16 protein-coding genes and 1 pseudogene are annotated in these 20,989 nt (G+C 61.0%); 13 read left to right on the plus strand and 4 right to left on the minus strand.

The annotated features are described in order from the left end of the window. Window positions 1-170 precede the first annotated feature (170 nt). Entirely contained in the window at window positions 171-1,088 is a 918-nt protein-coding gene (locus tag IEW17_RS08235) for a class I SAM-dependent methyltransferase (RefSeq protein WP_188561563.1), read from the plus strand. Window positions 1,089-1,204: 116 nt separating this feature from the next. On the opposite strand, the gene IEW17_RS21335 is transcribed toward IEW17_RS08235, so the two are convergent. Continuing rightward, window positions 1,205-3,319 (minus strand): alkaline phosphatase, encoded by a 2,115-nt coding sequence (locus IEW17_RS21335; RefSeq protein WP_188561564.1) that lies wholly within the window; start codon window positions 3,317-3,319, stop codon window positions 1,205-1,207. A gap of 242 nt (window positions 3,320-3,561) precedes the next feature. Here IEW17_RS21335 and IEW17_RS08245 point away from each other — a divergent pair, with 242 nt between their 5' ends. Further along, window positions 3,562-4,596 (plus strand): ligand-binding sensor domain-containing protein, encoded by a 1,035-nt coding sequence (locus IEW17_RS08245; RefSeq protein ID WP_188561565.1) that lies wholly within the window; start codon window positions 3,562-3,564, stop codon window positions 4,594-4,596. A gap of 183 nt (window positions 4,597-4,779) precedes the next feature. On the opposite strand, the gene htpG is transcribed toward IEW17_RS08245, so the two are convergent. Together htpG and IEW17_RS08255 are read right to left on the minus strand one after the other, a co-directional pair. Next, window positions 4,780-6,597, minus strand: coding sequence for a molecular chaperone HtpG (htpG, locus tag IEW17_RS08250; protein WP_188561566.1), 1,818 nt, complete (start codon window positions 6,595-6,597; stop codon window positions 4,780-4,782). A 160-nt stretch (window positions 6,598-6,757) separates the two neighbouring features. After that, entirely contained in the window at window positions 6,758-7,231 is a 474-nt protein-coding gene (locus IEW17_RS08255) for a hypothetical protein (protein WP_229748881.1), read from the minus strand. Between the two features lie 171 nt (window positions 7,232-7,402). Between IEW17_RS08255 and IEW17_RS08260 the strand changes: the two genes are divergently transcribed. From IEW17_RS08260 to IEW17_RS08295, 8 genes and pseudogenes are all read left to right on the plus strand, one after another. Further along, window positions 7,403-7,753, plus strand: coding sequence for a hypothetical protein (locus IEW17_RS08260; protein ID WP_188561568.1), 351 nt, complete (start codon window positions 7,403-7,405; stop codon window positions 7,751-7,753). Window positions 7,754-7,850: 97 nt separating this feature from the next. Beyond that, a complete protein-coding gene (locus IEW17_RS08265) occupies window positions 7,851-10,313 on the plus strand; it encodes a TonB-dependent receptor (RefSeq protein WP_188561569.1) in 2,463 nt (820 codons plus the stop codon). A gap of 66 nt (window positions 10,314-10,379) precedes the next feature. Continuing rightward, window positions 10,380-11,627 (plus strand): MFS transporter, encoded by a 1,248-nt coding sequence (locus tag IEW17_RS08270; RefSeq protein ID WP_188561570.1) that lies wholly within the window; start codon window positions 10,380-10,382, stop codon window positions 11,625-11,627. A gap of 105 nt (window positions 11,628-11,732) precedes the next feature. Continuing rightward, the gene (locus tag IEW17_RS08275; protein WP_188561571.1) at window positions 11,733-12,143 is read left to right on the plus strand and encodes a hypothetical protein; all 411 of its coding nucleotides are present in this window, start codon (window positions 11,733-11,735) and stop codon (window positions 12,141-12,143) included. A 108-nt stretch (window positions 12,144-12,251) separates the two neighbouring features. After that, window positions 12,252-12,698, plus strand: a complete 447-nt coding sequence (locus tag IEW17_RS08280; protein WP_188561572.1) for a DUF6526 family protein — start codon at window positions 12,252-12,254, stop codon at window positions 12,696-12,698. 110 nt (window positions 12,699-12,808) lie between these two features. Continuing rightward, window positions 12,809-13,111, plus strand: coding sequence for a DUF4286 family protein (locus IEW17_RS08285; protein ID WP_188561573.1), 303 nt, complete (start codon window positions 12,809-12,811; stop codon window positions 13,109-13,111). A gap of 197 nt (window positions 13,112-13,308) precedes the next feature. Further along, window positions 13,309-13,899, plus strand: coding sequence for an arylesterase (locus tag IEW17_RS08290; RefSeq protein WP_188561574.1), 591 nt, complete (start codon window positions 13,309-13,311; stop codon window positions 13,897-13,899). A 222-nt stretch (window positions 13,900-14,121) separates the two neighbouring features. Continuing rightward, window positions 14,122-15,090: pseudogene (locus IEW17_RS08295) on the plus strand (transposase); the annotation flags it as partial. A 6-nt stretch (window positions 15,091-15,096) separates the two neighbouring features. Here IEW17_RS08295 and IEW17_RS08305 read toward each other — a convergent pair. After that, a complete protein-coding gene (locus IEW17_RS08305; RefSeq protein WP_188561577.1) occupies window positions 15,097-16,023 on the minus strand; it encodes a DUF72 domain-containing protein in 927 nt (308 codons plus the stop codon). A gap of 346 nt (window positions 16,024-16,369) precedes the next feature. On the opposite strand from IEW17_RS08305, the gene IEW17_RS08310 reads away from it, so the two are divergent. The 3 genes from IEW17_RS08310 to IEW17_RS08320 all read left to right on the plus strand — a co-directional run bounded on the left by IEW17_RS08310 (window position 16,370) and on the right by IEW17_RS08320 (window position 20,943). After that, on the plus strand, window positions 16,370-17,254 hold the full coding sequence (locus IEW17_RS08310; protein WP_188561578.1) for a septal ring lytic transglycosylase RlpA family protein: 885 nt from the start codon (window positions 16,370-16,372) through the stop codon (window positions 17,252-17,254). Window positions 17,255-17,402: 148 nt separating this feature from the next. Then, entirely contained in the window at window positions 17,403-19,856 is a 2,454-nt protein-coding gene (locus IEW17_RS08315; RefSeq protein ID WP_188561579.1) for a penicillin acylase family protein, read from the plus strand. 628 nt (window positions 19,857-20,484) lie between these two features. After that, window positions 20,485-20,943 (plus strand): hypothetical protein, encoded by a 459-nt coding sequence (locus IEW17_RS08320; protein ID WP_188561580.1) that lies wholly within the window; start codon window positions 20,485-20,487, stop codon window positions 20,941-20,943. Window positions 20,944-20,989 lie beyond the last annotated feature (46 nt).

The raw sequence follows: 20,989 nt of genomic DNA on the forward strand, positions 1-20,989 counted from the left end.
CTATCAAGCTGATTTTAGCTCAAAACTCACCCTCACCCCTTAATTTTTAACACAGTTCATGTAGAGACGCGTATTTGCGTATAATCGTTGAACAGTAAATTGGTGCGTTTCATCCTGAAACCAACTGACTCAGCCGCGGAGACGCAAATATGCGCCCCTACCTTTGCGCCATGCGTACCTGCGACCTGTGCGGCAGCCCCGATTTTAAGAAGCTGCCTTTTTATTATGAATTCGAAGGCCAAAGGCTGCAAGGCACCCAGTGCCGCAGCTGCGACCTGATGTTTCTCAACCCTCAACCCACGCCCGCGCAGCTGGAACGGCTCTACGGTAAGGACTATTTCACCGAGCGCCCCAACTACGACCGCACCCAGCAGGATATTGTTTTTATTGAAGAAGGCCAGAAGCAGCGTGCCCTAAACCAGGTTCGGCCCGACAAGTTCACCAATTACATGCTGGCCAAGTACCCCGGCCGCCAGTTCCGGTACCTCGACGTGGGCTGCGGCCCCGGTTACACCCTCAAAAGCCTGGAAAACCTGGGCTGGGGGGCGCACGGCCTCGAAATATCGGCCCACGCCGCTGAGTTTGCCCGCCGTGAGCTGCACCTGCCGGTGGTGACGGGCAACATCGAAACCACCGAGGACTTCCACGAAAACCAGTTCGACCTCGCCTACATGGGCGACGTGCTGGAGCATTTGCTCTCACCCAGCGCCACGCTGGCCAAGTTTCACCGCATTCTGGAGCCGGGCGGGCTGCTGGTGCTGGCCCTGCCCGCCACGCTGAACCTGCCCACGGTGCGCCTGGGCTTCGCGGCTTACGGCGCGCTCGGCAAAGAACGCAAGATGGACATCCCGCCCTATCACCTCTTTGAATTTACGCCGGACACCATCACCAAAATGCTGAACAAGCAAGGCTTTGAAGTAATCGAGCTGCTGAACCCGGTGAAGCCGCCGAAAAATATTCGCCTCGGCGGCAGCATATTGGAAAAGGCGAGCAAGCTGGCCGGCCAGTACCCCACCTATTATTTGAACAAGCTGACGGGCCGGTTTGGCGACCGCATGTTTGTGGTGGCGCGGAACGTGAAGGCGTAGCGCCGACGCACAGAGAAAAAGACAATGGCCCGCTGCATTAGCAGCGGGCCATTGTCTTTTGGCGCTATCCCTATTTTAGAGGAGGGCTCACCTAGGAGAGCCTCGTGAGATACCGATTACAGCTTAATCGTTTTCTTCGAAATCACCTGGCCATTTATCGTCACAGAGGCCACGTAGAACCCGGCGGCCAACTGGCTACCGTCCACGGACACGGTCTGCGTACCGCTGGGGAAGTTCTTATCGGCAACCACTGTTTGGACGCGGCGGCCCACCTGGTCGAACAGCTCGACTGTGACGAGGCCGGCCGTTGGCAACGTGAAGCCCACCTTAAACTGGCCGTCGAAAGGCACAGGGCTGAGCTGCAGCTGCGCCTCGATTTTGGTGGTGCCAGCGCCGCGCACGCCGAGCGCAATGCCGAAGTCCGTTAGGTTCATAAACCTAGCCATTATGGGCGTAATGGCGGTGTTGTCGAGCAGGCCCTGGCCGCTGATGGCCGCCGCGTGCAGCGGGTTGTTGGTGTTGTCTTCTGCGCCCACCCAAATGTCCTGCGGGGTGTGGTTGCCGGGCGTGCCCCCTTGGTTGCTGCCCACGCCGGTGCTGGCCCGTGTGCCGTTGCCGTTGGTGAGGGGGTTTGAGCCGTAGGCCACCACAATGCGCTTGGCCGTGGCCGAGGCCGGCTGCGGGTAGACTTTGCCCTGAAACGTGGTCATCACATAGTCCGGGAACCAGCCGCCGGTACCGCCGTCGCCGCGCACCAGGTTGGTGGGCGTAGCATAGCCCGCCTCGGCGGCTACCGACTTGGTAATCTGGCCGGAGTAGGTGCGGATTTTGGTGCCGTTCTGCTGGGCGTCGGCCTCGTCGTGCAGGCCCGTTACGGCAAAGCCGCCGCACTCGTGGTCAGAAGTACTGAACAGCAGCGTTTTGCCATTGGCGGGCACGGCCATCAGGCTCCGGCCCTCGGCCACGGCGTAGTCGAACGCCAGCACTTCCTTAATCATGTAATCGGAAGCGTACACGTTGGTGGTGCGGGCCGTGGCAGGCGTGGCGACATAGTTGGCGTCGCCCCCACCCGCGTACACGGGCTTGTCCGAATCGACGGTGTACTGGCCGGCGGCCCCGGTGCCGGCTACCACCGTGATGCCACCGGTGTTGGCGTGTTCGAGGTGGTCAATCCGGCCCGCTTCCACCATCAGGAAGAAGCCTTTGCCATTGCTTTTGGCCTTGAGCACTTCGATGGCCACGCGGGTCATTTCGGCCAGCGAGGGCTCCCAGGGGGCGCTGGTTTGGCGGTCCTGCTCGAAGTTGACGTGCGAGGCGTGGAACAGCCCGAGCAGTTTCTTGCCACCGGGGCCGTACTGCGCCAGGTTGGCGCTCACGTTGAGCAGGGCGTCGCGGCTGTTCACGTACTTATAGTTGCGCTGGGTCACGGCGTAGTTCACCAGGTCCACACCATCGGCGCGATTGCCCCGGATGGTGGCGGGCGCGCCGGCACCGGTCAGAATAGCGCTGCCTGCGGCGTCCACAATGGCTTCGTTGGGGCTGGCCGTGCCACCGGTGGCCGTGCGGGGCAGAAAATGCCGGCCGCCGCCGCCCAGCATCACGTCGAGCTCCACGCCCACTTTTTTGTCGGGCAGCACCCAATCGCGGGCAGCCGTGTAGCGGAACGCGGCCGTGGGGCTGGCGTTGAAAATGGCTTCGTACTCGGGCTGCGTCGAGGCAATGTACTGAGCCGCAATGTAGTCTTCCAGGTCGCGGTACCAAATGTGACTGGCGAAAGCGGCCGGAGTAGCGTGCGTGATGCGGGCCGTGCTCACCAGGCCCACAGCGTAGCCCTGCTTCTTGGCGGCTTCCAGAATGGTTTCGATGGACGCGCCGGTGGCGGGATTCAGCGAGATGACTTCGTTGTCCTGCTTGCCGTTTTTGCCGCAGGCATACACCGAGGCCCCGGGGGCAGAATCCGTAATCCAGGAGTTGAGCGAGTGCGTGGTGACGGTGGCGTTGTACTTCAGCTTATCCAGCGCCAGCACCTGAAAACCAGCATCGGAGGTGAAGCGCTTGCCGGTGGTGCCCTGGCCCATGGCCATGCGCGCGGCCGTTTTGGGGGCCAGCCCGAAGCCGTCGCCGATGTAGATGATGACGTTGTTGTTGGAGCTGGCCTGCGCGCGGGCTTCCTGCCGGGCAGCCAGGGCCGAGAGCAGCAAGCCGCTGGTAAGTAAAATTTTCGCTTTCATAAACGACCGGTAAGAATGGGTGAATGGAGTGCTAACCGGCCGCAAAATTGGGCGTGTACCATGAGGCAGAAATTATGCATTCATCACACAATCATTATGAATCGATACGAAGCAAACCTGCTTATTAACAATTACATAACCAGTATTTTAAAGCTTGAATTTTACCTTTGCGACACCACTTGCGCAGCGTTGTAGCCATGTCCGTCTCTAGTCGAAACCGATTGTTTAATTGCTTACGCCCGATGCTGCTGGCCTTGTTGGTGCTGAGCCTGGGCGGGGCGGCGGCCCTGGCCCGCCCCCGGCCGCACTACGCCGTGGCCGGCCACGAAAAGCCCGTGGCTATGCTGCACGCCGGCAAAGCCACCTACCTCATCACCGAGCACAGCGTGTTCCGGCTCGAGGGCGCGCAGTTCGTGCGCAAACACCAGACAAACAGCCCTATCTACTGTGCGGCGCTGGCCGATACCGCCCTCTGGCTGGGCACCGGCACGGGCGTGCTGCGCCTGCACACCGGCACTTTCCGGCCGCGCCCGTTGGCCCTGCCCGGTGCCGCCGCCACGGCCCCTGCCATTACGGCGCTGTTTCGGGACGTGCGGGGGGATATGTGGGTAGGAGCCAACGGATACGGCGTGTTTCGCTGGGCCAACGGAGCCTTCGTGCAGGAGCTGAAGACACCGGCCATCAACGGCGGCGTGGCCACCGCCGACAGTTCCGTCTGGATTGCCACCAGCATCGGCCTGAGCCGCAAGCAGGGCCCGGAGTGGACGCGCTACAACGAGGAAGGCGTGGCCAACCACGAAATCCCCGACAACATTGTGGAAAAGCTGCTGCCTGACAACGCCGGCAACCTCTGGGTGGTCATGTCAGACGCCATCTGCGTGTTCGAAGGCGGCGGCCAGCGCGGCGGGGCCGAAGCCGAGCTGCCCACCGTGAAGTTTCTGGGCCGGCCTGGCAACGAAGTTTTTAGCGTGGCCTACGTGGCCGGCGCGGGCCGCTTGTTTGCCACGGCCATGGGCCTGCTGCTGCTGCCCAACGAGCCCGCCACTCGCCTTGCCAGCTTCGCCCCTGCTACCGATAAAGTGGAGCCCAAGCGGCTGCTGGTGCCGCTGCCGCAATTGCCCGGTACCGGCAACCCGATTTTGCTGCAGCTAGACAAGCAGCAGCGCCTGTGGTTGGCAAGCACCGACGGCGTTACGGTATTGACAAGCAAGGAATTTAGTCGGTTTGTGCAGGCGCAATTGGGCACGACTGGCCTGGCGGCCAAATCCACTCACTGACCCTTCCGGGCACGGCCCCTCCCCAAGAAAGCGAGTACCGGTTTTGCGCGAAGCAAAAAGACACAAAAAAAGCCTGCTTCTCAGCAGGCTTTTTCGATTTCATCAATGCCCCGGTCCTGTCCATCCGGCGTCCCTTCTTGTTGAAGAGGGCCGTGTTTGGCAGGGGCCAGGCGCTGACGCGGCTTACAGCAGCTCCGTGCTGCGCTTCACGAAGGCCGTCAGGGCCTCGCCTTTCAGCATGCCCTGGGCCAGCAGCGCCAAATCAAATGCTTGCTTGGCCAGCTTGTCGCCGCCGTCGGCCAGCACCTTCTGGGTGAGCGGGTGGTTGGCGTTCACGGTCACGTCGTAGGAGTCGGGGAAGGCCCCGAACATCTGCATGCCGCCACCGCCGCCGGTGCGCTGCATGTCCTTCATGCGGCGCATGAATTCGTTCTGGGTGATGACCACCGGGGCATCCTGCGGGCTGAGGGCGGCCACCTTCACGTGCATGGCCTCGTTGGCAATGGCGGTTTTGAACACCTCGGCCAGCTTGGTCTGGTCGTCTTCGGTCAGCACGCTTTCGGTGGTGCCTTCCTTCTCGATAAGCTTGCTCACGGTGTCGGCGTCCACGCGCTTGAAGCTGGTTTTTTCCAGCTTTTGCTCCAGCTGGCCCACAAAGTGCGGGTCGAGCACCTGGTCGAAGTTCAGCACGTCGTAGCCGCGTTCCTGGGCGGCAGCCACGAAGCCGTGCTGCTGCTCGGCATCGTTGGTGTAGAGCACCACCGTGGTGCCGTCCTTGTCCTGCTGGTTGGCCTGAATGTGCTCGGTGTACTCGTTGATGGTGAACAGCTTAGCATCCACGTTCTTCAGCAGCACGAAGTCCTTACCCTTGTCGTAGAACTTTTCATCCGACAGCATGCCGTACTTCACGAACATGCCGATGTCGGACCATTTCTCCTCGTAGCCGGCCCGGTCCTTTTTGAACAGGTCGTTGAGCTTGTCGGCTACTTTTTTGGTGATGTAGGTATTGATTTTGCGCACCGCCGCGTCGGCCTGCAGGAAGCTGCGCGACACGTTGAGCGGGATGTCCGGCGAATCAATCACGCCGTGCAGCAGCATCAGGAACTCGGGCACCACGTCCTTCACCTCGTCGGTGATGAACACCTGGCGCGAGTAGAGCTGAATCTTGTTGCGCGAGAACTGCAGCTCGTCCTTCACCTTCGGGAAGTACAGAATACCAGTCAGGTTGAACGGATAGTCCACATTCAGGTGTATCCAGAACAGGGGCTCGTCCATGCTCATGGGGTAGAGCTCCTGGTAAAATTTCTTGTAGTCCTCATCGGTCAGCTCGCTGGGCTGCTTGGTCCAGATTGGGCTGGTGTCGTTGATGAGCTGGCCTTCGAACTCAATCGGAATGGGCAGGAACTTGCAGTACTTGGTGAGGATGGTGCGCAGCCGGGCCTCCTCCAAAAACTCGTCCGAATCTTCGGCTACGTGCAGTACCACGTCGGTGCCGCGCTCGGCCTTCTCAGTGCTTTCGAGGGTGAAGGACGTGCTGCCATCACAAATCCAGTGGGCGGCTTCAGTGCCTTCCTGATGGCTCTGCGAGAAGATTTCCACGTTCTCGGCCACCATGAAGGCGGAGTAGAAACCCAGACCGAACTGACCGATAATCTGGTCTTTGGTGGCCGCGTCCTTCTCCTTGTACTGCTCCACAAACTCGGTGGCGCCGGAGAAGGCAATCTGGTTGATATACTTCTTGATTTCCTCGCCACTCATGCCCAGGCCGTGGTCGGAAATCGTGATTTTGCGGGCTTCTTTGTCCACGGTCACGCGCACTTTCAGCTCGCCCAATTCGCCTTTGAACTCGCCCAGCTGGGCCAGGCTCTTCAGCTTTTGAGTGGCATCGACGGCATTACTGACCAATTCCCGCAGGAAAATCTCGTGGTCGGAATACAAGAACTTCTTGATAATGGGGAAGATGTTCTCGGTATGGATGGAGATGGAGCCGGTTTCTTGCATGGTAATGGTGTAGGGTATCGGAGAAATTGAAAGTCAGACGGAATGGCCGGGCATGGAGTAGCCGGCCACGGTTTGCGCAGCTTTCAAAGGACGTTCCAAGGGGCGGGGCGCTGTCAGATTGACAGCGGCGGGCGCGGACCTAGCCAGCCCACGCAATGGCTCAGGGCCGGCTCTGGTAAAGTGGGTAGGACCTATTGGCCCCGGACCCCGGCGATGCGGGGCCGTGCACCGCGTCCCACTCGGCCAGTAGCGCGGGCAAACGGTCAGAATAATCACTGAGCCAGTGCAAACCCGGGCCGGACTGCGGAAAATACTGAATATCGAACCGGATAATGGGCAACATTTGAGCCAGCAGCGACTCGATGGCCAGCTGGTTATGCACCCGCCGACGGTGATTGATGAGCACCACGCGCTCCAAAGTTGACTTTGCCAAGGTGGGTATCCAGTGTGCCCCCAGCCACACTTGGTCGTACACCGAAATATCGGGCAAGGTGTTCATGTTGAGCAGCAGACGGCGCACTTGCAGCCGTTGGCTAAGCACCAGCAACTGCTCGGCACTGGCGCGGAAGGTTCGCATGTCATTGCCTGAGGCCCATTCGATGCGCAACAAACTCAGTTCCTCGTCGAATTGCAAGGAAAAGTCAGAAATACTCGTAATTATCACAAAAAGTTAGTGCTAAGCAGGTCACACAGCAGGAAAGATACTGCACTGATTATGAGAAATCTCGTCGGCACGGATTTAGCCTCGGTGTTGAACAGAAACTTTTTTCGCACAGCTTTGCGTGGTTACCACCATCTTTGCACAGTGCAAGCCCTCCGCTCCCACCTCGCCTTACTCCTGCTGCTCTGCCTCACGCGGACGCTGCTGCCCGAGGCGTGGATATTAGCCTTGCACACCCACGCCCATACCAAGGAAGAACCGGCCCACGTGCCCGCTTTCAAGCGCATGGGCAAGGTGCTGCTCAGCGCCCGGCACCAGCACTGCGAGATTGAGCAGTTCTATAATGTGGTGTACCAGGCCGGGGCGCCGGTGCTGCTGCCCGCGCCCCGCGTGGCCCCGCGCTACCTGTCGGCAGTGGCGTTGCCGCCCGTGCGGGCGGTGGCTGGCGAACTGCTGTTTGCCCGCTCCCTGCGCGGGCCGCCGCGCCGCGCCTGATTCCCGGCGCATTCTTTTTTTCCTGGTAATAACCCGCTCTGTTCGCGGCCGTGCCCTTGCGCCGGCCTGCGGGCCGGGCCGTTTTGGCATTTTCTTCATGCACGCATCTTTCTTTCGGCTGCCACTGGCAGCAGGGCTAACTCTATTTTGTTCCGGCTCTTTTGCCCAGCAGCTTCCGGCGGCGCCGCGGGTGCGGCCAGCCGCCGCACCGCCCCTCACCGGACGCGTAACCGATGCTGCCACCGGCGAGGGCCTACCCGGTTCCACCGTGCTATTCGACGACCTGAAACAGGGGGCCGCGACCGGGGCCGATGGCGGCTTCCGCTTCAACAGCCTGCCGCGGGGGCGCTTCACGGTGCAGGTGCGCTCGCTGGGCTACAACACCGTGACCCAGACCGTGGACACCGGCAACGGCCAGCCGCTGGATATTAAGCTGACCGTGGCAGCTACCGAGATTGGGCAGGTGGTGGTAACGGGCGTGTCGCAGGCCACGCAGCTGCGGCGCTCGCCGGTGCCCACCTCGGTGGTCGACCGCACCCGGCTCAACCAGACTTCTGCTTCGAACCTGGTGGATGCCATTGCCCACACGCCGGGCGTGAGCCAGATTACGACCGGCGCGGCCATCAGCAAGCCGGTGGTGCGCGGGCTGGGCTACAACCGCGTCATCACCCTGAACAACGGGGCCAGGCAGGAAGGCCAGCAGTGGGGCGACGAGCACGGCATTGAGATTGACGAGTTTAGCGTGGACCGGGCTGAGATTATTAAAGGGCCGGGCTCGCTGCTGTACGGCTCCGATGCCATGGCGGGCGTCATCAACTTCGTGGCCCCCGACCCGGTGGCCGAAGGCCACATCACCGGCCTGGGCACGGCCAGCTACCAGCCCAACAACAACCAGCAAGGCTACTCGGTGCAGAACGCCGGCAACCTGAACGGCGTGAACTGGCTGGCCCGGGGCACCCGCAAGGTGGCCGGCAACTACCAGAACCGCTACGACGGCCGGGTGTACAACTCGGGCTTCAATGAGTGGGATGCCAACGGTTACGTGGGCGTAAACAAGGGCTGGGGCTATTCGCACCTCACCTTCAGCACGTTCAACCAGCGTGTGGGCCTCACAGAAGGCACCCGCGATGGGCTCACCGGACGCTTCCTCAAGGAAGTACCCAGCGGCGACTCGGCCCTGGCCATGCCCGTGAGCGCGACCGACCTGCGCGGCTACGGCCTGGCCGTGCCCCAACAGCAAATCAACCACTTGCGGTTGGGAGTCGACAACAACTTTGTGCTGGGCGAAAATGGGGCCCGCATCACGCTGCAGGCCAGCTACCAGCAAAACCTGCGGCGCGAGTACGGCAACGTGCTCGACCCGGCCGAAACCTCGCTCTACTTTCAGCTGCGCACCGTGGATTACTCGCTGCGCTACTTCCTGCCCGAGCGCAACGGCTGGAACCTGACCCTGGGTACCAGCGGCCTGCACCAGCAAAACCGCAACCTGGGCGTCGAGTTCCTGATTCCGGCGTACAAAGTGAACGAGGGCGGCGTGTTTGGGGTAGTCAAAAAGACCATCGGCTCGCTCGACATCAGCGGGGGGCTGCGCTACGACGTGCGCCGGATTGCGGCCGACCGCCTGCTGCTCGACGGCAATGAGCGCCCCAGCACCGACCCCACGGCCGACCCCAAGTTTCCGGGTTTCCGCAGCACCTTCCGCAACTACAGCGGCAGTCTGGGGGCGGCCTATAATCTCAATGAAAAGCTGACTGTGAAAGGCAACCTCTCGCGGGGCTTCCGGGCCCCCAACATTGCCGAACTGGGCTCGAACGGCATTCACGAAGGCACCATTCGCTACGAAATTGGCCAAGCGAACCTGGCGGCCGAAACCAGCCTACAGCTCGATGCGGGCGTTAGCTACGTCACAGACCACGTGCGTTTCAGCGTCGATGCCTTCACCAACAACATCGATAACTACATTTTCACGCGCCGGCTGCTCACCCCTAGCGGCGCCGATTCGGTGAGTGCCGAGGGCGATGGGGTGTTTCGCTACGAGCAGGGTCAGGCGCGGCTCTACGGCGGCGAAGTCAGCCTCGACTTTCACCCCCACCCGCTGGACTGGCTGCACTTCGAAAACTCCTTCTCACTGGTGCGCGCCCAGCAGCTGGACGTGGAGAGTGCCCAACGCTACCTGCCCTTTATTCCCGCCGACCGGCTGCAATCGGAGCTGCGGGCCAATTTCCGCCGCCAGGGCAAGCGCATCACCAATCCCTACGCCCGCGTGCAGCTGGAGCACACCTTCGCCCAGAACCGCTTCTTTTCGGCCTTCGACACCGAAACCGCTACGCCCGGCTACACGCTAATAAACGCCGGCCTGGGCACCGATGTAGCCAATGCCCAAGGCCGCACGCTGTTCTCGCTGTTCCTGACCGCGAATAATCTGTTCGACGTGGGCTACCAAAGCCACCTGAGCCGCTTGAAATACGCGGACTACAACGCAGCGAACGGCCGCACCGGCGTATTCAACCAGGGCCGAAACGTGAGCGTGCGGCTGGTGGTGCCGGTGGACTTTAAGTAGGCGGCGTGCCGGATGCCGTGGCAGTTTGGGCGGAAGTGCCCATCTTTCGGCTTCAATCCCCGCCTCATGCCTGTGCAAGCCGTTTCGCCACCCAAGTACACTGTTTTCACCGCCGCCGTCATTGTGGCTGCTCTGGGCTACTTCGTCGATATTTACGACCTTATTCTGTTCAGCATTGTCCGGGTTGAAAGCCTGAAGGACCTGGGCGTGACGGCGGCGGCGGAGCTTACCGATAAAGGGCTGTTTCTGATTAACATGCAGATGGGCGGCATGCTGGTGGGCGGCATCCTGTGGGGCATTCTCGGCGATAAAAAGGGGCGGCTCTCGGTACTGTTCGGCTCCATTCTGCTGTACTCCCTGGCTAATATTGCCAACGGCTTCGTGACCAGCGTGGAGCAATACGCGTGGCTACGGCTCATCGCCGGCATTGGGCTGGCCGGCGAGCTGGGCGCGGGCATCACGCTGGTGAGCGAGAGCCTGCCCAAAGAAAAGCGCGGCTACGGCACCATGGTGGTGGCCACCGTGGGCGTGAGCGGGGCCATGCTGGGCTACTGGGTGGGGCAAAAACTGGGCTGGCGCAATGCCTACTTTGTGGGCGGCGGGCTGGGCCTGGCGCTGCTGGTGCTGCGCGTAAGCGTGTTCGAGTCGGGCATGTTTCAGCAGGTGCAGGCGCAGACCGACGTGGTGCGCGGCAATTTCCTCAGCCTATTCACCAACCCGGTGCGCTTGGGCAAGTACCTGCGCGTGCTGCTGATTGGGGTGCCGCTGTGGTTTGTGGTGGGCATTCTGGTGACGCTGGCCCCGGAGTTTGGGCGGGCGCTGGGGCTTACGGGCGAGGTCACGGCCGGCCTGGCGGTGTTCTGGTGCTACTTCGGGCTGGTGTTTGGCGATTTTTTCAGCGGGGCGCTCAGCCAGTACTGGCACTCCCGCAACAAGGCGCTGCAAGTGTTTCTGGTATTTTGCGCGGTGCTGGTGGGCGTGTATCTGTTTGGGGTGCAGGGCGCTTCGCCGGCCACGTTCTACGGCGTGTGTTTCGTGCTGGGCATGTCGGTGGGCTTCTGGGCGCTGTTTGTGACGGTGGCCGCCGAGCAGTTTGGCACCAACCTGCGGGCCACGGTGGCCACCACCGCCCCCAACTTTGCCCGGGGGGCCGTAGTGGGGCTGGTGCCGGCCTTCAAGTACCTGAGCGGGGCACTGGGCGGCATCATTCCGGGCGCGGCGGTGCTGGGGGCGCTGACGCTGGTGGTGGCTTTCTGGGCCGTGCGCACCCTGCCCGAGAGCTACGGCAAGGACCTGAACTACGTGGAAGAATAACGGCCAAGCCGACCCTTAATTATCTCAGAAAATAGACACGTAAGAACCTTGCCTCCGGCGCGGCGTACACGGACCGCACTTACCCGGGTTTCATCGCCCGCCCCCATGAAAAAACTTATTGGCCTCTTGTCTATTATCGCGGCATCGGCTTTTTCGGCCCAGGCCCAAACCACGCCGGTTTCCCCCGCTATGCCGGCTACCCCCACCACCACGGACGTGCTTACGCCGGAGCAGCAGCAGCAACGTGCCAACGATGCCAAAGCCACCTACGAAGCCCAAAAGCAGCAAGCCAATAGCAGCGAACAGGCCGTGCGCAACAGCAAAAGCCAGCTGAAGGAAACCGCCAACCAGCAAAGCGACCTGAAGAAGCAGCTGCGCGAGCAGCGCAGCCAGGAAAAGGCTCAAAAAGCTCAGCTCCGCGAGCAGCGCAATGCCGCCAAGGAGGCCAAGAAACAGGAGCGCGCCGCCCGTGCCACCGCCAAAGCCGAAAAGCAGCGCGCCAAAGAAATGAAGTAAAGGCTTCGGCCTTTTTTTCTACTAAAACTCCGGCTCCGGCCGGAGTTTTTTTGTGGCCCGTCTGCCTCGGCTGGTCTTACCTTTCTGCTTCGCTAATCCTTTTGCCCCATGGCTACGCCCACCAAAAACACCCTGAAATTTTACCCCTTGCACCATTTTGTGCTCACACCGCTGGCCCTGCTCATGGCCGGCTACACCGTGCTGCGCTACACCAAAGTGGCGGGCGATGACACCCAGGAAGCTCGGCTCTGGTTCAGCGTGGCTGCGCTGGCCCTGATTGGCTTGGGCGTGCTGGTGATGCTGCGCCAGCACTACGCCCTGCAGCTGCAGGACCGTATTTGCCGCCTCGAAGTGCGCCAACGCTACTTTGAGGTGAGCGGCCAGCGCTTCGCCGCGCTCGAAAAACACCTCAGCCTGGCCCAAATCCTCAGCCTGCGCCTAGCCGGCGATGCCGAGTTGCCCGCCTTGGCCCAGGCCGCCGCCCAAGAAAAATTGTCACCCAAAGACATTCAGGCTCGTATTACTGACTTTCAGTTTGACTTCATGCGCGTCTGAAAATAGCGGCTGAGTAGGGGTAGTGCCTGAGCGCTGTTCAACGGTTAAACAGCGCTCAGTTACTCTCCTACTCCCGCGCTCGGTCACTTGCCACCCAGTCACCTCATACCATGATTCTCTACAACGTTACCAGCAGCATTGAGCCCACCGCCGCCGAAGAGTGGCTGGACTACATGCGCACCACCCACATGCCCGAAGTGATGGAAACAGGCTTTTTCATCAAAAGCCAGCTTTGCCGCTTGCTCAACGAGGAAGACGACGGCATCACCTACGCCGCCCAGTACTACTGCCTCAGCCCGGAGCAGCTGGATGAATACCAGACCCTCTGCGCCCCCGCACTGCGCGCTGATATGGAAAAGCATTTTGCGGGCAAGTACGTGTCATTCCGCACCATTCTCGAAGTGGTGGAGTAGGCAGAAGTAGACAGCCGGAAAAAGAACGTCATGCCGAGCGCCGCCGAGGCATCTCGCGGGCAGTAGCAATCCATTTGATTGAGTTACTACCACCCGCGAGATGCCTCGGCGGCGCTCGGCATGACCATTTTGATTAGCCACTGCTCTGCCAAAATTCGGGCACAAAAATGCCCTCAATGCTGTTGAAGCGGCACTCTATGAAAAATATTATCTTCTTTGGCGACAGCCTCACGGCGGGCCACGGCCTGCCCGCCGCCGCCAGCTTTCCGGCCCTGCTCCAGTTGCGCCTCGATGAGCAGCAGCTGCCTTACAAAGCCTACAACTACGGCGTGAGCGGCGAAACCAGCGCCGGCGGCCGCCAACGCCTGCCCACCGTGCTGGCCCGCCACCCCATCGAGGTGTTTGTGCTGGCCCTCGGGGCCAACGACGGCATCCGGGGCATTGCCGTGCGCGAAACCACCCACAACCTGCAGTTCATCATCGACGCCGTGCGGCGGCAATACCCCGCAGCCCCCCTTGTGCTGGCTGGCCTGGAATTTCCCTTCGACTTGGGCCCGCTTGGTGGCCACCGGCTGGCGCACTACGCCGCCGAGTTCAAAACTCTCTTCCGTACCCTGGCCGATAAAAACAGCCTGCCCTTCATTCCCTTTCTACTACAAGGAGTGCTGGGCCACCGCGAGCTGAACCTGGCCGATGGCGTGCACCCGAATGCCGCGGGCCAAAAAATCCTGGCCGAGAACGTGTGGCAGGTGCTGGGACCGCTGTTGCAGCAACCGGTTAGCTCTTAGTTTCTGGAATTGTTAAAACGTCATGCCGAGCGTAGCCGAGGCATCTCGCGTGGGGCAGTAAATGATATCGCATGGGTTACTGCTGCACGCGAGATGCCTCGGTCCCTGGCTTGATGCGCCACATGCTCGGCATGACGGGCAATGTTAAAACCTGATGTTACGCAGTCGTTAGTCATCTTAGCCCGTTTAGCAGCTTATGAGCTGATGTTACGCATTCGTCGGGTCACGCGCTGGCTGAGCCAGACCACCTACGGCCCGACCGACATCTGGCGGCAGGCCAAGCCCCTGATTCGCCAGGCCGAGGCCCGGCGGCCGACCGGCGAGTTCGCCGTGCTCATCGTCAACGATTCGGTGCTGGAAACGGCGCACACCGCCGCCAACGAGCTGATTTGCACCCATTGGAACCACCGCCAGCAGCGCTACGTCAAGGGCCTCAACTTTGTCAGCCTGCTCTACCAGGCCGGCGAGCTAGCCTTGCCCATCGCGGTCGAGTTGGTGCGCAAAACGGTGCCTGTTTACCAGCCCAAGACGCAGAAAACCAGCTACCGGAGTCCGTTCACCAAGAACGAGTATTTGCAGCAAATGCTGCGCGTGGCCCTACCGGGGTGGCCCCAACAGCAGGTGGCTTACCGCTACCTGCTGGCCGACTCTTGGTATGCCTCGGCCGGGAACATGGCCCTGGTGCGGGCCCTGGGCCATCACGTTGTTTTTGCCCTCGAAAGCAGCCGCACCGTGGCCTTGAGCGACGCCGACCGCGCGCAGGGCCGGTTCCAGGCCGTGCAGTCGCTGGTGTTTCCCGATACGCAACCCTTGCGCGTCTATTTGCGGGCCGTCCAGCAGGCGGTGCTCGTAACCAGACAAGTCTTTACAAACCAGGACGGTAGTCAGGGCATGCTGTATTTGGTCAGCAGCGACACCGACCTGGACCAGGCCCAACTGACCACGATTTACCAGAGACGGTGAAAAGTGGAAGAATACCACAAGTCGCTCAAACAAAATGCGTTCATGGCAAAATCACCCACCAAGACCCTGGCCACGCAGGCCACCCATTTCTTTGCCGCCGTGCTGGCCTACACCAAACGGGAAGTGCTCAAGCTCAAATGCGGCATCGGCCATTTTCGCCTCAAAGCCCAGCTCTACACCGTCGGGCTCAAAGCCATGTACCAGCAACTCGGTCAACTCCGTGCGTAACATCAGTTAAAACCCGAACAGATTCCCCTGCACCGGTTGCGGAATAATGAACGGCACAGGCACCTCAATGCCTGTCAGCGCCCTCAGTTTTTCCAGCAGGTATTTGGCAAATACCGGGGCATGGCGCACGTCTTTTTGGTGAATGAAAAAGTACACCTCATGCACGCCCTGGGCCACCCAGGCGGCCAGGCGCTCGGCCCAGGCATCGGCGCGCTGGTAGTCGGAGCTGTGCAGGCCGTGGCCGTTGAAGCGGATGAAGGCCACGGGCGTGGTCAGGCGCATGGGCAGCACGTCGCGCCGGCCGGCCACGTCGGTTATCACCAATGTTTTGTTGAGGGCCTCGAAAGTGGCGTACACCGCATCGGCCAGCGCGCGGTCGGCGAACCAGCGCGGGTGGCGCAGTTCCACGGCCAGCGGCACGGCCTCGGGGAAGTCGAGTAGGAAGCGCTCGAGGCGCGGCAGGTGCTCGGGGCCGAAGTGCGGCGGCAGCTGCAAAAAGGCCCAGCCCAGGTTGCTGCCCAGCGCCTCGAAGGCCCGGGCGGTGGGCACCACCAAGTCGTCGGCCTGGTATAATTCGCGCTCGTGGCTGATACTGCGCGGCAGCTTGGGGCAGAACTTAAAGCCTGAATCAGGCCCCACGGCTTCGCGCCAGCGCCGCACCGTGGTAGCGTCCGGAATACGGTAGTGGGTGGTATTCAGTTCAATACTATTGAACTGCTGCGCGTAGTAATGCAGGTAATCAGGCTCCTTGATGCCAGCCGGGAAGTACGTGCCCAGCCATTCCTTATTGGTCCAGATGGGGCAGCCCACGTGCAGGCCGACCGGGGCGGGCTGCGTGGGGCGGGCCCGGGCCAGCACACGGGCGGTTTCGGGGTGGTCGGGCGGCAGCCCGAAATCAACGTAGCGCAGGTCGGGCAGGCGGCCAAAATCCATGCAACAAAGGTAGGGTTCGTGCTCCGCGGCCGGGTACTACTCTTACGAAAAAAGCTGGACTTATGCAACCGGGTTTCGAAGAGGATTGGCGGGCTGATGCCGAAATTTTATACCCGTCGCATAATCTAATTTATGTGTCTGCGCAATACTTCGGGCCTCATTCCGCAAAATATAGTTTGACGTCGCCTCACGGCTACTTTTTTGGCAAACAGAAAGATTAATTAAATACAAGTTTTCTGGTAAAAGAACAATTTTTGACCTCATTTGATTAGTAGAAGGGTGCTGTTTTTTAGTCTCTCGCTAAAAGGCAGGGCTATGTTTGTCATGCTCACCATCGACAAACCGCATGATTTCATTTCGTCGCCTTACAGTACCCGTCCTCTCCAGTTGCTTGTTTTTTCTGCTGACTTTGCTGGGCGCTCCCGCGCACGCCACCACCCCTGGCACCACCACAACAGCTCCCGCCTCTAGCACCGCCACCACTGTGTTGCGGGGCCGGGCCTCCTGGTACGGCAGTTACTTCCAAGGCCGACGCACCACCAGCGGTGAGCGTTACAACCGTTTTGCGTATACCTGCGCCCACAAAACGCTGCCCTTCGGCACCCGCCTGCGGGTAACCAACGTGAAGAACGGCAAGTCCGTTGTGGTGCGGGTTTCCGACCGCGGCCCTTTCCGGCATCAACGCATCATCGATTTATCGGAAATCGCCGCCCGGCCCCTGGGCGTGGTAGAATGCGGTGCCGCCACGATAGTTGCCGAAGTAGTAGCCGCCAACACGCCCCTGGGCCCGGCCACTACCCCCAAAAATCTGGCCGCGCTCTTCGCCGCCGACCCCAACCCCAACGCTGCTTTTGCCACTTACAAGGTGCCCGCGGCCATTGAGCCCACCGCTGCGCCGGAAACGACCACCGAAAAGGCAACCCTAATAGCTGCGTCGCCCGCCAGCAAAGCGCAGGTGATGACGGCCACCGAAACGGCCAACTGCCCAGCCGGCTTCCTCATTCAGGCCGGTTCCTTCGTGGACGAGGCCAATGCCCGCAGCGTGCAGGCCCGCATTAAGTCCCTGCTGCCCGATGTGAACGTGCAGGTTGCGCAGGACCTGCTCGACGGCCGCCAGCGCAGCCGCGTGCTGGTTGGCAACTTCAATGAGCGCCCCGAAGCCGAAGCCGTGCGCCAACAGTTGCTGATGTGGGGCATTGGCGGACTGGTGCGCGAAGTAGCCCTGCGCTGATAAAGCAACGAGTACCAACTACTACATATAGTACAGCACCAAGAACCCGCTCCGGGGAGCAATTGACGGCATTGTCGTTACTTGCTCCCCGGAGCGGGTTCTCTGCTTTTTGGCGCTTCCTGCTCGATATTTTCTACTCACTATTCCCATGCTCAAAGCCTTATTGGCCTTAGCCGCCAGCGTCACCTTGATTTGGATGCTGAACACCAAGCACGGCGAGATTCCACCGATTGGGTCCTTGCTGAGCCCGTACCGAGGCTTCTGGCAGAATGGCGAGGCCCCGGGCGACTTCCCGACCCGGCAGACGCTGGCGCTGGCTGGCCTGCAACAGCCCGTGACCGTGCGCTACGACGACCGCCGGGTGCCGCACGTATTTGCCCAGAACGACCATGACCTCTACTTCGCCCAGGGCTACCTCACGGCCCGCGACCGGCTCTGGCAAATGGAATTCCAGACCCACGTAGCGGCCGGGCGGCTGGCCGAAATCTTGGGCCCGGCGCGCCTCGAAACCGACCGGTTTTTCCGGCGCATGGGCCTGCCGTTCGGCGCGGTCAATTCGCTGAAGGTGATGATGGCCAACCCCACCACGCGCACCGTGCTGGAGTCGTATTCTGCCGGGGTGAACGCCTACATCGGCCAGCTCACGCCCGCCACCCTGCCCTTCGAATACAAGCTGCTGGACTACCGCCCCGAACCCTGGCAGCCGCTGAAGTGCGCCCTGCTCCTCAAGTTTATGGCCTGGGACCTGAGCGGCCGCACCGACGATTTGCGCATGAGCAACATCCTGCGTCAGTACGGCCCAGTCGCGACCAAGGACCTGTTTCCGGACTACCCCACGCGCGAAGACCCCATTGTGCCCGTGGGCACACCGCTGGATTTCAAGCCCCTGGCCATTCCGGCCGCGCCGCAGTCGTTTGAGGCGGCCTACGCCACCCAGCAGCTGCGCACTGAGCCCGATGCCGAGTTAGGCTCCAACAACTTCGCGGTGAGCGGCATGAAGTCGGCCTCGGGCTACCCGCTGCTGGCCAACGACCCGCACCTGACCCTCAACCTGCCCAGCATCTGGTACCAGATTCAATTGAACGCGCCGGGCGTGAACGTGTACGGCGTCACCATTCCCGGCGCGCCAGCCGTCATCATCGGTTTTAATGAGAACGTGGCCTGGGGCGTGACCAACGTGGCGGCCGACGTGCTGGACTTCTACCAGTTGAAATTCAAGGATAATACCCGGCGCGAGTACTGGCACGCCGGCCGCTGGAAACCCGTACGGCGCGTGGTGGAGCGCATTAAGGTGCGGGGCCAGCCCGACCGGCTCGATACCGTGCTCTACTCCCACCATGGCCCGGTGGTGTACGACAAGCCCGAAAAGCCCTTCCTGGCCCAGACGCCCATCGCCCACGCCCTGCGCTGGACCGCCCACGACGGCGCGAACGAAATCCAAACGTTTTACCAGCTCAACCGAGCCCGCTCCTACCCCGACTACACGGCTGCGCTGGCCACCTACGGCTCGCCGGCTCAGAACTTCATCTTTGCTGATAATGAGCAGGACGTGGCCATCTGGCCCAACGGCCGCTTCCCACTGAAATGGCGCGACCAGGGCAAGTTCATCCTCGACGGCACCGACCCGGCCTACGACTGGCAGGGCTGGATTCCGGCCACGCACAACCCCCACGTGAAGAACCCGGCGCGGGGCTTCGTGAGTTCGGCCAACCAGTTTTCGACCGGCCCCGACTACCCATATTACCTCAACTGGAACTACGCCAACTACGAGCGCGGCCACCGCATCAACCAGCGCCTCGCGGCCATGCGCCAGGCCACGCCCGACAGCCTCCGCCAACTGCAAAACGACGTACTCGACCTCAACGCCCAGCTCATGCTGCCGCGCCTGCTGGCTTTGGTAACGGACCCGGCCACCGGGGCCACGCCGCCACCCGCCACCTCGCCCGAAGGCCAGGTGCTGGCCGAGCTGCGCCGCTGGCTCTACCAATACACCGCCGACGCCATCGGACCCAGCGTGTTCAACCTCTGGTACAACAACTTGGTGAAGCGCCTCTGGGACGACGACTTCCCCACCAACCCGACAGGCCCGGCCCTGCGCTACCCCGGCCGCGACCGCACTAACAACCTGATTCTGAACGAAACTGCTTCGCCGTGGATTGACGACCGCCGCACGCTGACCAAGGAAACCCTGCCGCAACTGGCCCTGCAAAGCCTGCGCTTCGCCACCGACTCGCTCACCCGCAAGTTCGGGCCGCTCTCGCCCAAGTGGCGCTGGGCCGACCAGAAAAGCACCGACATCCTGCATTTGCTCCAGCTTCCCGGCTTCGGCCAGCTGGACGTGGACTGCGGCGGCGGCGCGGGCATTGTGAACGCCACTTCTGAACGCAACGGCCCCTCCTGGCGCATGGTGGTGGCGCTGGGCCCCCGGGTGCGGGCCTACGGTGTGTACCCCGGCGGCCAAAGCGGCAACCCTGGCTCGCCCTACTACAACAACCTGCTGGAAACCTGGCGCGTGGGCCAGCTCGATGAGTTGGTGTTCCTGCGCTCAGCCGATGAGAATAATGCGCGGGTGGCCACGGCTTGGACGCTGCAAGGCAAGTAGCCGCGTTTTCCTGAATTTCCAGACGTTATACCCAGAGCGGTTTCTAGGTTAGCGTACTGGCAGTGAGTAATAGTGCGAAGCGGTGCTTCGCGTCATCGCGCCGTTCGGATGGCTCTAACGGCGTGGCGACGCGAAGCACCGCTTCGCACTACATGTGCACCGACTTGGGAAATGCTCTATTTATTTACTATCAACCTTCCGTTACTTGCGCTTAACCGTACCGGTTCTATTTGGCTGCTTAAAGCAACTCCAGGCTGGGGCAATATTCACCACAGGTCACACATCCTCAACGATTAAAACGAAAGCTAAATTATATTTATAATATTATATTTTGTATATTTATTCTATGAAGCTGTTTAGAAAGTCAAGAAGTCTGTCATCCTGAGCGCAGCGAAGGACCTTATCACAACTGAAGGGTCTCGTTCAAGCGTGTTGTAGCCGGGATAAGGTCCTTCGCTGCGCTCAGGATGACAAACGCTCAAAAAAATTGACTTTCTAAACAGCTTCTATGCCTCGCGGGGTTTGTACCTCACCAGCACGGTAGAAAGCAAATTGTCGGTACGAGACGGTGGTTAACCATTGAGGGACCACCGGCGGGCCCGTCGACCACTTACAGCCTTGGAAATCTATGGACCCACGCCCTAACCCTCTGCTCACTTATGTTGGCCTGGCGGCCGCTTCAGCCACTGCGGAAAGGCATCGTTCCATTCTGGCCAAGAAGGAAAAGATGCCCGGCTGTTGCGGATTCCCTCCGGCCGGCATCAACAACCACATTGCCCTCTGGGTAGCGACCCAATTCAACGGTTTGGGTATGGTAAAGCTCTTCTCCTCTGGCAGCACGGCAGCTCAGTATGGAAGTAAAGCCCTACGCTGGGCAACCAGTGCTTCGGGCAGCTACTCCAAGCGCTGGTTTCTCGCGCAAGCACCTGACCCCGAGGATGAAGACCAAGAGGAGCCCGAGGATGAAGAAGAAAATAAAGCTGAGCCCCAAAGAAGGAACGCGCCCACCGTGCGGAAGCCGTCTTCTACCGAAGAGAACACCGAACAGCTCCGCGAAGGAGGGACCATCAATCCGCCCTTTCCGTAAGGGGTAGCTCAACTATTGGTCAGAGCAACATCATCGGTCTGATGAT

This window comes from Hymenobacter frigidus, from assembly GCF_014640435.1.
GTDB classification, from domain to species: domain Bacteria; phylum Bacteroidota; class Bacteroidia; order Cytophagales; family Hymenobacteraceae; genus Hymenobacter; species Hymenobacter frigidus.

Excerpts from the sequence above, each read along its gene's own strand:
- IEW17_RS08235 (WP_188561563.1), top strand. The coding sequence starts at position 171 with ATGCGTACCTGCGACCTGTGCGGCAGCCCCGATTTTAAGAAGCTGCCT.
- IEW17_RS21335 (WP_188561564.1), bottom strand. The coding sequence starts at position 3,319 with ATGAAAGCGAAAATTTTACTTACCAGCGGCTTGCTGCTCTCGGCCCTG.
- IEW17_RS08245 (WP_188561565.1), top strand. The coding sequence starts at position 3,562 with ATGCTGCTGGCCTTGTTGGTGCTGAGCCTGGGCGGGGCGGCGGCCCTG.
- htpG (WP_188561566.1), bottom strand. The coding sequence starts at position 6,597 with ATGCAAGAAACCGGCTCCATCTCCATCCATACCGAGAACATCTTCCCC.
- IEW17_RS08265 (WP_188561569.1), top strand. The coding sequence starts at position 7,851 with ATGCACGCATCTTTCTTTCGGCTGCCACTGGCAGCAGGGCTAACTCTA.
- IEW17_RS08270 (WP_188561570.1), top strand. The coding sequence starts at position 10,380 with ATGCCTGTGCAAGCCGTTTCGCCACCCAAGTACACTGTTTTCACCGCC.
- IEW17_RS08275 (WP_188561571.1), top strand. The coding sequence starts at position 11,733 with ATGAAAAAACTTATTGGCCTCTTGTCTATTATCGCGGCATCGGCTTTT.
- IEW17_RS08280 (WP_188561572.1), top strand. The coding sequence starts at position 12,252 with ATGGCTACGCCCACCAAAAACACCCTGAAATTTTACCCCTTGCACCAT.
- IEW17_RS08285 (WP_188561573.1), top strand. The coding sequence starts at position 12,809 with ATGATTCTCTACAACGTTACCAGCAGCATTGAGCCCACCGCCGCCGAA.
- IEW17_RS08290 (WP_188561574.1), top strand. The coding sequence starts at position 13,309 with ATGAAAAATATTATCTTCTTTGGCGACAGCCTCACGGCGGGCCACGGC.
- IEW17_RS08305 (WP_188561577.1), bottom strand. The coding sequence starts at position 16,023 with ATGGATTTTGGCCGCCTGCCCGACCTGCGCTACGTTGATTTCGGGCTG.
- IEW17_RS08310 (WP_188561578.1), top strand. The coding sequence starts at position 16,370 with ATGATTTCATTTCGTCGCCTTACAGTACCCGTCCTCTCCAGTTGCTTG.
- IEW17_RS08315 (WP_188561579.1), top strand. The coding sequence starts at position 17,403 with ATGCTCAAAGCCTTATTGGCCTTAGCCGCCAGCGTCACCTTGATTTGG.
- IEW17_RS08320 (WP_188561580.1), top strand. The coding sequence starts at position 20,485 with ATGGACCCACGCCCTAACCCTCTGCTCACTTATGTTGGCCTGGCGGCC.